Source organism: Oscillochloris sp. ZM17-4, from assembly GCF_019599295.1.
GTDB lineage: Bacteria > Chloroflexota > Chloroflexia > Chloroflexales > Chloroflexaceae > Oscillochloris.
This window is the reverse complement of record NZ_JAIEWN010000026.1, coordinates 68,196-79,696: the sequence shown is the minus strand read 5'-3', so window position 1 is coordinate 79,696 and position 11,501 is coordinate 68,196. Positions and strand designations below refer to the sequence as shown.

Sequence of the window (11,501 nt, the reverse complement as noted above, 5' to 3'; positions counted from 1 at the left end):
TTCAGCCGCCCGCCAGGGCCACCGTTGCAAGAAGATTCGTGACACCCCGCTCCAGGCATGTATCTTGCGAATGCGCAGCCCTTCACGTTAGTGCCGCGATCCCTACGTCAGATAGCGTAACTGTAACCCGATCTGCCGCGTGATCACGCTATGATCAGTGCCATGTGGTGACATCGCGCCAGCACATACAACAACAGAGAGGATCGCACCATGAAAGATCTCACCCTGAAGGTCTGCCCGCACGACACTGTGCATAATCCAGAGGGATGGTATCGCCTCGTCCAGTACCTGACGGCACGCCTCGGCACAAAGATCCACTTCGAGATCTCGCTCGACTTCGCCGAGTTCCACGGGAGCATGACCGGGGCGAGTGTTGTCTACGCCAACCCGAGCGACGCGATTCAGCTGCTCGACGCCCACCACTTCTGCCCGCTGCTGCGGCCGGGCGAGACCTACGACGAGGCCATGCTCGTGGCCGGGCCTGACGGCCCGCTGCCCGAGCTTGATGCTATCAACGGGGCCGTCGTGGCCAGTGTGGAGAACCTGCTGCCCACCAAGATCGCCCTCAAAATGTTGCGCGAGCGCGGGATCACCCCCGCCAGCGTGGCCCACCACGACTCCTGGCTCAGCGTGGTGCGCAGCGTGTGGAACGGCGAGTCCCCCTTCGGCATCCTCTACCAAGACGCATACAACGAGCTGTCGCCCCAGGGCCGCGCGATGATCCGCGTCCTACAGACCACCAGCGAGCGATCCGCCTTCCATATGTTCACGGCCCGGCCCGACCTCTGTGATGATCTGTCCGCGCTGACCGCAGCGCTGACCGCGATGCACTCCGACCCCGAGGGCATGTCGGTGATGCGCGACATCACCATCCCCGCGTGGATCCCGATCAGCGACGATGAGATGACGGGCCTGCGCGCGATCTGCGCCTGAAGGCGGGGCCTGCGGCCCAGCAGAATCGCGTATCCTGTGCTACGGTGATACCGCACGGCGCTAGCTACGCTAGCGCCGTGCGGTATCACCGCATGATTCGGGAGAACATCGTATGGACTACCGTCTGCTCGGCCGCACGGGGGTGCGCGTATCGCCGATCTGCATCGGCACCATGAACTTCGGCAGCCCGACGCCGGATGTCGAGGCGGCGCGGATTATCGACCGCGCCCTCGACGCGGGGGTGAACTTCTTCGACACGGCCAACAGCTACAACGCCGGGGAGAGCGAGGCGGTGATCGGCCGCGCCCTGGCCGCCAGCGGGCGCCGCCAGGAGCTGATCCTGGCCACCAAGGCACACTTCCCGACCGGCCCCGGCCCCAACGAGCGCGGCAACTCGCGGCTCCACCTCATGCGCGCCTGCGAGGACTCGCTGCGCCGCCTGCAGACCGACCACATCGACCTCTACCAGATGCACCGGCCCGACCCGCACACCCCCGTCGAGGAGACCCTGGCCGCCCTGAGCGACCTGGTGCGCCAGGGCAAGGTGCGCTATGTGGGCTGCTCGACCCACCCGGCCTGGCGGGTGATGGAGGCCCTGATGGTGAGCGAGCTGAAGGGCCACGTGCGCTATGTCTCCGAGCAGCCGCCCTACAACCTGCTCGACCGGCGGATCGAGAACGAGCTGCTGCCGCTCTGTCAGGCCCACGGCCTGGCGATCATCCCCTGGTCGCCGCTGGCCCAGGGCGTGCTGGCCGGGCGCTACGCCGACGCCGCCAAGGTGCCGGCCGACTCGCGGGCGGCCCTGCGCGGCGGGATCTACGCCGAGCGGGTGACGGCGCGCGGCATCGCGGTGGGCGACCAGTTTGTGGCGCTGGCCAGAGCGCACGGCATCGCCCCGGCCCGGCTGGCCCTGCTCTGGGCCAAGGACCAGCCCGGAATCACCGCGCCGATCTTTGGCCCGCGCACCCTGGCCCAGCTCGACGAGATCCTGCCGGTCTGCGAGATGTCCCTGAGCGACGAGCTGCGCGCCGCCTGCGACGCCCTGGTGCCGCCGGGCAGCGCCGTGGTCAACTTCCACAACACGGCCGGGTGGATGAAGATGCGGATCTCGTAGGGGCAGGCCCATGGGCCTGCCCACCGTGCCTGCCCACCGTGCCGCATTGCGCCATTGCACATCAGACCCGCCGCATGCCGGGCAGCACCACCAGGGCCGCCAGGCCGAGCGCCCCGCCGGAGAGCAGCATGCCCAGGGCCAGGCCGCCGGGCAGGTCGGCCACCAGGCCGGTGACGGTCGGCCCGAGCAGCTGGCCGGCGGCGAAGATCGCGACGGCGTGGCCGGTCACCGCCGCCCAGTGCTCGGCGGGCAGGCGCAGGCGCACCTCGCTGGTCATGGCGGTGACGGCCGAGAGGAAGGAGCCGCCGAAGAGGGCGGCCGAGAGGATGAAGCTGGCGGGGTGGGGGGCGAGCACCGGCAGCAGGGCGGCCGTGGCGAGGGCGGCCATGATCAGCGCCATGCCGGGGCGCGGGCCGAGCCGGTTGATCAGCGGCGCCCACAGGCTGCCCCCCGCCGCAGCGCAGAGCCCCAGGCCGCACCAGAACCACTGCACCAGCGCCGCGGCGGCGTGGATCGACTGCAGGTAGGCGATCACAAAGGTCATGTAGCCGATATAGCCCAGCCCGTAGATGCCGAAGGCCAGCATCATCGGCCAGATCCGCAGGTAGTCGGCCGCGGGGGCCAGCGTCCGCCGGCCGCGGGCGCCCAGGGCGGCGGCGGGGGCGGCGCGCAGGTGCGGCTCCATCAGGGCCATCGCCGCCAGGCCGGCCAGCCCCAGCGTCACCCACACCGCCTGCCAGCTCCAGCCCAGCGCCGGCCCGAGCAGCAGCGGCACCACGCCTCCCGAGATCGCGATCCCCAGCCCCGGCCCGCTGTAGTAGAGGCCGAGCGGCGGTGCCGCCCCGCTGCGCTGGCTGTACTGGAGCACCACCGTCGCCCCGCCGACGAACACCAGCCCGCCGCCGAAGCCGTTGAGCAGGCGCATCAGCAGGAGCAGCGGGAAGGGCGTGAGCAGGCCGGTGGCGATCAGGCTCAGTCCCGCAAGCAGCGTGCCCAGGCGGACGGTGCGCGCCGCGCCGAGGCGGGATACCGCCAGGCCGACGACGAGCGTGCCTAGCAGGTAGCCCACCGCGTTGGCGCTGTTGATCAGCCCCGACTGGGCGTAGCTCCAGCCGAGGCTGCTGCGCATCGGCTCCAGCAGCAGGGCGTAGGCGAAGCGGCCGAAGCCGAGGGCCGAGGCCCCGCCCAGGCTGAGCAGCGCCGCCGCCACGACCTGGCGCCGCTCGGTGATCTCGGAAGGTAGATGTTGGTCCATCGCGCCATAGTACCGCATCTTTCGCCGATGCCCCGCTTGCAAAACCGTCATCTAAGTCTGTGCCATAGCGCACATGGAACCTGCTATACTTGCCCTATGATCCAGAGTCGCACGACAGCGCAGCCCTGCCCCACGCCCCCGATCCCGCCTATCTGGCGGCGGGTCTGGCGCTGCTGCGCCGCCACCCTTGTGCTGCTGCTGCTGCTCCAGCCGCTGCTCTGCGTGGCCCACTGCGTGATAGATGCCCGCGCGACGGTGGACGCCGCCATCGACGGCCCATTCCTCTGCCACCTCTCCACGCCGCAGGGCGCCGACAGCCCGATCATCCCGGCCTTCTGGCCGGGGGTGTTGCCGAGCCTGGCGATCATCGCGATCGCCTTCGCGCGCTGGTTCCGCCTGAGCGCCGCCGGGCCGCCACATCTCACCCGGCACACCTGGGCGCCGCCGATCCCCCCTCCACGAATCTCCTGCGCAGCCTGATCCGCCCACGCATCCGAACGCTCGGTCGCGATGGATGCCGCCACCCACACGTGTGGGCGGGCGGCCACGGATAGAGACGCAGCGATCACTCCCACCGATGGTGATCGCTCTCGCAGGAGCACTTATCATGACCCCCAATGAAGATACATGCGCCGCCCACGAGACGGCGCTCGTGAGCAAGGCCCTCGGCGTATCCACGAGCACGGATCTCGCCGCCCACCTCGCCGGCTGCCCAGCGTGCCGGCGCAAGCTCGCCTCCTACCGCCAGATGCGGGCTGGCCTGCTCTGCGGGCCGTTCGCCGCGCCTGACGAGTCGATTATCAACCGCATGATCCGAGTCGTGGCCGTTCGCCTGTCCAACGCGCGGCCCAGGCGTCGCGCGCTTCAGCCGCTGACGCGCTAGCGCGCCGGTAGCGTGTGCGCTTTCTGATGCGGTGCTGCTTTGCAGCACCGCATCAGAAAGCGCAGCCTTTGGAATTCTCCGATCCCGAAAGCCCCGCGCAAAGGAGAAGCGTCCATGCTCGCTCGCAGGATTGTCCGCCTCTGGCCGCTGATCGCGCTGATGGCGCTCGCCCTCACCGGGGCCGCATCGGCCCACGCCAGCCTCGTCTCGTCAAACCCCAAGGACGGGGCGAGCCTTGCGGCTGCGCCCGCCAAGATCACCCTGATCTTCAGCGAGGAGCTTCAGCCCGACGGCAACCAGATCACCGTGACCGATGCGGGCGGCGCCCAGGTTGATAACAGCGACACCACGCTCGACCTGAACGACCCGAACCGGGTGACGCTGACCGTCACGCTGAAGGGCGGCCTGGGCGCGGGGGCCTACACGGTGGGATGGAAGAACCTGAGCGCCGACGGCCACAGCGAGGAGGGCAGCCTCAGCTTCAGCGTCGTCGCCGCCGCCGCGACGACCACGGCCGCGCCGACGAGCGTGCCCGCCACTGGCGCGAGCGGCCCGGCCCCGCTGGCGGCGATCCTGCTGGGCGCGCTGCTGCTGGCCGGCGCGGGCCTGGGCCTGCGGCGGTGGGTGCGCTAGTGCGGGGCAGATCAGGGGGCGCCCGGTCGCCGCTGGCCCCTCCTCTCATCGCGATCATCGCTGTTCTCACGGCGCTGATCGGCGCGGGTGTGGCCTGGGCGCACCCGCAGATCCTCAGCATGGAGCCGCCGCCCGACGCGCGGCTGGATGCGCCGCCGGCCCGGCTGCGGATCACCTTCAATGAGCCGCTGGAGTCGATCAGCGCCCTGGCCCTGCGCGACGCCAGGGGCCAGGAGGTCGCATCCGGCGGCGCGCCGCTGCCCGCCGACCCGACCACCCTGGCCCTCGATATGCCGCCGATCGGCCCCGGCGTCTACACCATGGTCTGGACGGTGATCGGCGACGACGGGCATATCGTGAAGGGCAACGCGGCCTTCACGGTGCTCGGCGGCGGCGCGGCGGCGGCCCCTGCGGGCGCGCCCACACCCATGCCGACCGAGCCTGCCGCCGCCCCCGCCAGCCCGTCGCCCGCGCCAGAGCCGCTGCCGGTGATGGCCATAGTGCTGCGCGGCCTGATGCTGATCGGCGCGGCGGCCGGCGTGGGCGGGCTGGCCTTCCTCGCCGGGCTGGTCGGCCCGGCCATGGCCGCCACCGGCGCGGGCGATCTACGGCGCGGGCGGGCCTGGCTGGCCGCGCCCCTGCTGCTCTGCGCCGCCGCCGCCGCCCTGATGATCGCCGCGCAGGCCGCCGCCCTCGGCCGGGCTGACCTGCGCGGCATGGCGCAGGTTATCGGCACGCGCTACGGGGCGCTGCTGGCGGCCCGCGCCGGGCTCGCCGTGACCATGGCGGTCGTCGTATCGCTACCGGGCCGCGCAGGCCGCCTGCGCGACGGCGCGGCCCTCGCGCTCGGCGGCCTGCTGCTGATCAGCTTCTCGCTCGGCGGCCACGCGGCGGCGGCACAGTCGCCCATGCTGCCCATCCTGGCCGATGTGATCCACATAGGGGTGACAGCGCTCTGGGTCGGCGGGCTGCTGGCCTTCGTCCTGATCATGCCCGCCGCCATGCGCGCCGCCCCCGAGGGGCGCCGGCCCGACCTGCTGCGCGTCATCTTCTCCCGCTTCTCGACGCTGGCCCTGGCCAGCGTGGCCCTGATCACCCTCACCGGGGCCTACGCCGCCCTGCGCCTGCTCGGCAGCCTGTCCGACCTGTGGACGACGCCCTACGGGCTATCGCTGCTGGCCAAGCTGCTCGCCTTCGGGGGGATGCTGATCTTTGGGGCCTACAACCTGCTGGTGGCCCGCCCCGGCCTGGAGCGCTGGGCCGCGCGGGCGGTCGAGACGGCCATGTCCCGGCCCTGGCCGCGCCCGATCGGCCAATCCCTGCGCGCCGAGGCGCTCCAGATCGATGCGCCCATCGGCCAGCCGACGGTGCTCCCCACGGTGACGCCGCTGCCCACCGCTGCGCCCGCGCCTCCGGCCGACGCTCCCACGCCCGCGCCCCTGGCCGCCGTGCTCGCCCCGGCCCAGGGCGGCGCACTCAGCCCCGACCTCCAGCCCATCGCGGCGCAGATGGACTCCTACCTGAGCCAGCTCGCCGAGCAGGGCAGCTTCAGCGGCGCGGCCCTGGTGGCCTACCGGGGCCAGATGCTCGTCCGCAAGGGCTACGGGCTGGCCAACCAGGAGCTGAACATCCCCGCTGGCGCGCAGACGCGCTTTCGCCTGGCCTCGGTCAGCAAGCCGCTCACCGCCCTCGCCGTCATGCAGCTCGTGCAGACCGGCAGGGTCGACCTGCGCTCCTCGATTTGCACCTACCTGCACGACTGCCCGAGCGCGTGGGGGGCGATCACTGTCCACGACCTGCTGGCCCACACCTCGGGCCTCCAGAACTACACCGACTTCCTGGCCTTCGCCGATGTGGAGACGAAGCCGGCCACGCCCGACGCGGTGATCGCCCGCTTCCGCGACCTGCCCCTGGAGTTCGCCCCCGGATCGGCCTACCACTACACCAACTCGAACTATGTGCTGCTCGGCCGGCTGATCGAGGATGTCTCGGGCGCGACCTACCCGGACTATATGCGCGACCACATCTTCCTGCCGCTGGGTATGATGAACACTGGCTACGACACTGGTGACGCCGCAGCCCTGAGCGGCACGCGCGGCTATATCGGCGTCGGCACGCCGGCCACGCCGATCGATACCAGCAACCTCTTCGCCGCCGGCGGCATCTTCTCGACGGTGGACGACCTCTACGCCCTGCTGAACGCGCTCGATGACGGCAGCCTGCTCCCCGCCGATATCCTGTCGGAGATGTACACGCCCAACTTCTTCAACTACGGCTACGGCTGGAAGATCGAGCAGCGCTTCGGCCACCGGGTGATCTACCACCCCGGCCTCATGAGCGGCGCCGTGACCTACATCGGGCGCTACCCCGACGATGGCCTGACGGTGATTGTGCTGAGCAATAACGAGAACACCAACGCTGGGGCGACGGCCGACTACCTGGCGGGGATGATCGTTGGGCATTGAGCATTGAGCATTGAGCATGTTGACCCAATGCTCAATGCTCAATGCTCAATGCCTCGCTACGCCCCCTGTAGGTTCAGTGCCAGCGCATCCTGCGGCGAGCGCGCAGTCATGATCCCGTCCATACGCGCGTTAAGGCTGACGAGAGTCGTGGCGACATCTGGGTTAATGCCAGTGATCACGGTCTCGCAGCCGAGCAGCCTGAGCGCCTCGGTTATCTGGAACAGCACCGCAGCAACCCGGCCGTCGACGGCGGGCACGCCGGCAATATCAATGATCATCAGGTGGGTGCGTCCCTCGCTGACGGTCTTCAGCAGCCGGCACAGCAGTGTATCGACGCGCGCCTGGTCGATCACCCCTACCAGCGGCACTAGTAAGACCCCGTCGGCGAGCTGCACGGCGGGTGTTTCGAGCGCGTGAACTAGATCGCGCAGCTGCTGCTCGGTCGCCAGCAGACAGATGGCCTGGGCCTCCAGCGCATCAGCGCGCTCTTCCGCGAGGCGCGAGCTGCCCTCGGCCTGGCTGGCGCTCTCGACCGCACTAACGGCGAGTGTCGTCATCTGGCGAAAGAGGAAGCTAAACGATGCGGTCGCGATGCTGACGACTATGAGCTGGACGATGAGCGCACTCGCCCAGAGCAGCCGTGTGTCGATGTTCGCCTGCCACTGCGTGGAGGACTCCAGCAGCCCCTGGTCGATCAGCCCGGCGATGATGATCATGATGATGGCCATCACGCCAATGGCGGCCACACCACCGCGATGCCCGAGGAACAGGGTGGCGCTCACCACGAAGCCGATGAAGAGAATCCTCCCGGGGCCGCCTAGCCCGCCCAGGGCCAGGAAGAGTGTGCTCATGCTGGCGGCGAAGGCGAGCAGCAAGATCGCCCGGGCGGTGAAGCCGATCTTGTGTACAAAGGCTGCGAATGCAATCAGGCCGTAGATTGCAGCGTATGCGACGACGTGCGGCATTGCCGCAGCCCCATTCGCCCGCAGGTCAGCCCAGCTGCCGCCGAGCAGCGCCAGAAGCCCTAGCGCCGCGCCGATGCGCAACACGATGTTGAGCACCCGGATGCGCCAGCCCAGCGCTATCTGACGAATATCTGTCGCATCGCGTAGCCTGGGTGTGTGTAGTGAGCTCATGGGTTCTCTTGGCAGGTAAGGCGCTACTGATCATGGTACCGCCATAAGCGCCTTGAAGTGTGTCAAAAGAGTTCATGTATGTAGCAGTTTCGTGTGAGTTTTGATCCCACGTCGGCATCTGGGGGGCGGCGCAGCTGCCTCACGCTAGAGCACTGAGCAAAACGCTTGAGCCACTGAGGCTAGTGGCTCGCTTCACTCGCACCTTCCTATCATTGGCTCAATCGATCTGCCCGCCGCTATAGAGCTTTTTTGCCGCCACCAACGAATACTACGGTCTTTTAGGGCCGTGGCCCTACCCGCGCGCGCCCAGCGCGCGCATGGCGTCGGCGCGGCCCTGCGCGAAGAGGCGCAGGTGCGTCTCCTCCTCGTAGTCCACGATCCAGTCGAGGGGCATGAGCTGCGCGGGGGCGATCACGGTGGGCAGCCGGATCGGGCGCGGGATGACGCCGGCCGGCATCAGGCTGCTGTCGCCCATCGCGGCGGCGGCGAGCTGGAGGCGCCCGAGGGCGTCGGCCAGCCGGTTGCGATTTTGGAGGCTCTCGAAGGCCACCCGGTACGAGGCCAGCAGCGCCCAGTCCAGGGTGAGCGTCAGGGCCTGCACAAGATCCTGGGGCATGATCCCGGCCCGCTCGCGCAGCGTGTTCGGGTCGGCGTTCCAGGGAGTCATCATCACCACGATGATCTCCAGATCATCGTCGCCGGCCAGGTCGATCACCGGGTCGAGCGGCGTGTTCGCGAGCACCGCGCCGTCCCAGTACTTCCCGCCGCCGATCTCGGTCCAGGGGTAGACGATCGGGATGCTGGCCGAGGCCATCAGGTGATCCATAGCGATCCGCTCGGCCGGGCGGCCGGCGAGGGGTCGGTTGCAGAACACCTCCAGGGCGCCGGTCTGCAGCTCGGTGGCGGCGATCAGCAGGGCGGGCGCGTCGGCGCTGTTGATCCGCGCGAAGTCCATCCAGCCGGCGAGGGTCGCCCGCCAGGGGGCGGTGTCGAGCAGCGAGCGGAAGGGCCTGGCCTTGAAGAGCTCGCCGAGCCGGCCGAGCAGGCCCTGGGCGCTCTGGCCGCGCTCCGAGTCGGGCATGGTGTAGCCGGCCTCCCCGCCGTGGGCCTGTGAGGTGAGCACGCTGCGCAGCAGGAAGCGCACCAGCGGGCGGGCCAGAGGCGGCAGGTCGGATGAGAGCCGGTGGACCTCCTCGGTGTGCATCTGCATCCAGGCCGCGCGCATCTGCGCCGCCGTGAGCCCGCTGGCCAGGGCGGCCGCGTTGATCGCGCCGATCGAGGTGCCGGCGATGATGTCTGGCCCCCGGCCGTCCTGCATCCAGCCGGCCTCCACCAGCGCCTCGATCACGCCGATATGGTAGGCGCCGCGCGCGCCGCCCCCCGAGAGCACCAGGGCCTTCTTTCGCTCCGCCATCGTCCGCCCTCCCGTGTGAGTTGCCAGTAGCTCGCACACGATAGAACGGGAGAATGCACGGGATTGCAGGAGCGCGATGCGCTCCCGCAATCCCGTGCGCCTGTCCCTACGCGCTATTGCCCCTCGTCGACGAGCGCGCGCGCGATCTGGTTGTGCCGCGCGACGAGCTGCTCCAGATCGACCCCCGCCAGGACGCCGTCGCACACGCGAACCTCGCCATTGATCACGCTCAGGCTCACCCCCGGCGGTTGGCAGAAGGCCAGGGCCGCCAGCGGGTCGTGGACGGCGCCGCCGGCCAGGCCCAGGCTGTCCAGGCGGTAGCCGATCAGGTCGGCGCACATGCCCGGGGCCAGCTGGCCGATGTCGTCGCGGCCCAGCACCGCGGCCCCGCCGCGCGTGGCCAGGCGCAGCGCCTCGCGCGCCCCCATCGCCGCCGGGCCGCCCAGGACACGCTGGAGCAGCATGGCCTGGCGGGCCTCGGCCAGCATGTGCGAGCCGTCGTTGGACGCCGAGCCGTCCACCCCCAGGCCGACGCGCGCGCCGGCGCCCACCAGGGCGCGGATGGGCGCGATCCCTGAGGCCAGGCGCATGTTCGAGCTCGGGCAGTGGGCCACGCCGGTGCGCGTGTGGCCCAGCCGGCCCACCTCGTCGTGCGAGGGGTGGACCACATGGGCGTGCCACACATCCGGCCCGACCCAGCCCAGATCCTCGATCAGCTCCACCGGGCGGCGCCCGAACGTCTCCAGGCAGTAGCGCTCCTCGTCCAGCGTCTCGGCCAGGTGGGTGTGCGAGTGGACGCCGTAGCTGCGGGCCAGGGACAGGCTCTCGCGCATCAGGTCGAGCGAGACCGAGAAGGGCGAGCAGGGGGCCAGCACCACCCGCAGCATCGCGCCGGGGCGCGGGTCGTGGTATTGTTCGATCAGGCGGCGCGAGTCGCGCAGGATGGCGGCCTCGTCCTCGACGACGTGGTCGGGCGGGAGGCCTCCCTTGCTCTGGCCCACCGACATGCTGCCTCGGGCGGCGTGGAAGCGGAAGCCCATCTCTGCGGCGGCCCGGATCTGGTCGTCGAGCCGGGCGCCGTTCGGCCAGAGGTAGGTGTGGTCGCTGGAGGTGGTGCAGCCGGAGAGCATCAGCTCGGCGATCGCCACCTTGCTGCTCACGTAGATCGCCTCGGGCGTGATGCCGGCCCAGATCGGGTAGAGCGTGGTCAGCCAGCCGAAGAGGTCGCTATCCTGGGCCATGCAGCGCGTCAGGGTCTGGGAGAAGTGGTGGTGAGTGTTGACCATCCCTGGCATAATCAGCATGCCCCGCGCGTCGATGACGGTGTCGGCGGTGGCGGGCAGATCGGCGCTCGGCCCGACCTGGGCGATGATTCCGTCTACGGCGTAGATCGCGCTGTGGGAGATCTGCGCATCCGCATCGTTCATAGTCACGATCAGATCGGCGTTATTGATCAGCAGCGTTGACATTGTTTCTCCTTCATAGGCAAGGGTACAGGGCAGAGGGAACAGGGTGCAGGCCGAACGCATCAGAAAGCGATCCGTGACGCCAAACTGTCAAGTGCGTATGAACCTTGTGATAGGGCCGATATGTATGTGTTGGCTTCGCGCGGCGCGCGGCGCGCCCCCAGGTGGCGATGGTTATAGGTGAACCGTATGCTACACGCTA

The 11,501-nt window shown here is 69.6% G+C and carries 10 protein-coding genes; 6 read left to right on the top strand and 4 right to left on the bottom strand.

Annotated features, from left to right (window positions below):
- Positions 1 to 210 precede the first annotated feature (210 nt).
- On the top strand, positions 211 to 933 hold the full coding sequence (locus K2Z83_RS18065; protein WP_220596583.1) for a phosphate/phosphite/phosphonate ABC transporter substrate-binding protein: 723 nt from the start codon (positions 211 to 213) through the stop codon (positions 931 to 933).
- 112 nt (positions 934 to 1,045) lie between these two features.
- On the top strand, positions 1,046 to 2,047 hold the full coding sequence (locus K2Z83_RS18060; protein ID WP_220596582.1) for an aldo/keto reductase: 1,002 nt from the start codon (positions 1,046 to 1,048) through the stop codon (positions 2,045 to 2,047).
- Between the two features lie 61 nt (positions 2,048 to 2,108).
- Here the strand turns inward: K2Z83_RS18060 and K2Z83_RS18055 are convergent, their stop codons facing one another.
- Positions 2,109 to 3,302 (bottom strand): YbfB/YjiJ family MFS transporter, encoded by a 1,194-nt coding sequence (locus tag K2Z83_RS18055; protein WP_220596581.1) that lies wholly within the window; start codon positions 3,300 to 3,302, stop codon positions 2,109 to 2,111.
- Positions 3,303 to 3,398: 96 nt separating this feature from the next.
- Here K2Z83_RS18055 and K2Z83_RS18050 point away from each other — a divergent pair, with 96 nt between their 5' ends.
- From K2Z83_RS18050 to K2Z83_RS18035, 4 genes are all read left to right on the top strand, one after another.
- Positions 3,399 to 3,782, top strand: coding sequence for a hypothetical protein (locus tag K2Z83_RS18050; RefSeq protein WP_220596580.1), 384 nt, complete (start codon positions 3,399 to 3,401; stop codon positions 3,780 to 3,782).
- A 127-nt stretch (positions 3,783 to 3,909) separates the two neighbouring features.
- Complete coding sequence (locus tag K2Z83_RS18045) at positions 3,910 to 4,185, top strand: hypothetical protein (RefSeq protein ID WP_220596579.1); 276 nt, start codon at positions 3,910 to 3,912, stop codon at positions 4,183 to 4,185.
- A 114-nt stretch (positions 4,186 to 4,299) separates the two neighbouring features.
- The gene (locus K2Z83_RS18040; protein ID WP_220596578.1) at positions 4,300 to 4,818 is read left to right on the top strand and encodes a copper resistance protein CopC; all 519 of its coding nucleotides are present in this window, start codon (positions 4,300 to 4,302) and stop codon (positions 4,816 to 4,818) included.
- Positions 4,819 to 4,907: 89 nt separating this feature from the next.
- Positions 4,908 to 7,283, top strand: coding sequence for a serine hydrolase (locus tag K2Z83_RS18035; RefSeq protein ID WP_220596577.1), 2,376 nt, complete (start codon positions 4,908 to 4,910; stop codon positions 7,281 to 7,283).
- A 56-nt stretch (positions 7,284 to 7,339) separates the two neighbouring features.
- Here the strand turns inward: K2Z83_RS18035 and K2Z83_RS18030 are convergent, their stop codons facing one another.
- The 3 genes from K2Z83_RS18030 to K2Z83_RS18020 all read right to left on the bottom strand — a co-directional run bounded on the left by K2Z83_RS18030 (position 7,340) and on the right by K2Z83_RS18020 (position 11,302).
- Complete coding sequence (locus K2Z83_RS18030; protein ID WP_220596576.1) at positions 7,340 to 8,419, bottom strand: STAS domain-containing protein; 1,080 nt, start codon at positions 8,417 to 8,419, stop codon at positions 7,340 to 7,342.
- Between the two features lie 292 nt (positions 8,420 to 8,711).
- Positions 8,712 to 9,833, bottom strand: coding sequence for a patatin-like phospholipase family protein (locus K2Z83_RS18025; RefSeq protein WP_220596575.1), 1,122 nt, complete (start codon positions 9,831 to 9,833; stop codon positions 8,712 to 8,714).
- A gap of 113 nt (positions 9,834 to 9,946) precedes the next feature.
- A complete protein-coding gene (locus tag K2Z83_RS18020) occupies positions 9,947 to 11,302 on the bottom strand; it encodes an 8-oxoguanine deaminase (protein ID WP_220596574.1) in 1,356 nt (451 codons plus the stop codon).
- Between the last annotated feature and the right edge of the window lie 199 nt (positions 11,303 to 11,501).

Bases quoted from the DNA above. Each gene is read 5' to 3' on its own strand.
- K2Z83_RS18050 (WP_220596580.1), top strand. From the start codon at position 3,399: ATGATCCAGAGTCGCACGACAGCGCAGCCCTGCCCCACGCCCCCGATC.
- K2Z83_RS18060 (WP_220596582.1), top strand. From the start codon at position 1,046: ATGGACTACCGTCTGCTCGGCCGCACGGGGGTGCGCGTATCGCCGATC.
- K2Z83_RS18065 (WP_220596583.1), top strand. From the start codon at position 211: ATGAAAGATCTCACCCTGAAGGTCTGCCCGCACGACACTGTGCATAAT.
- K2Z83_RS18020 (WP_220596574.1), bottom strand. From the start codon at position 11,302: ATGTCAACGCTGCTGATCAATAACGCCGATCTGATCGTGACTATGAAC.
- K2Z83_RS18040 (WP_220596578.1), top strand. From the start codon at position 4,300: ATGCTCGCTCGCAGGATTGTCCGCCTCTGGCCGCTGATCGCGCTGATG.
- K2Z83_RS18030 (WP_220596576.1), bottom strand. From the start codon at position 8,419: ATGAGCTCACTACACACACCCAGGCTACGCGATGCGACAGATATTCGT.
- K2Z83_RS18025 (WP_220596575.1), bottom strand. From the start codon at position 9,833: ATGGCGGAGCGAAAGAAGGCCCTGGTGCTCTCGGGGGGCGGCGCGCGC.
- K2Z83_RS18045 (WP_220596579.1), top strand. From the start codon at position 3,910: ATGACCCCCAATGAAGATACATGCGCCGCCCACGAGACGGCGCTCGTG.
- K2Z83_RS18055 (WP_220596581.1), bottom strand. From the start codon at position 3,302: ATGGACCAACATCTACCTTCCGAGATCACCGAGCGGCGCCAGGTCGTG.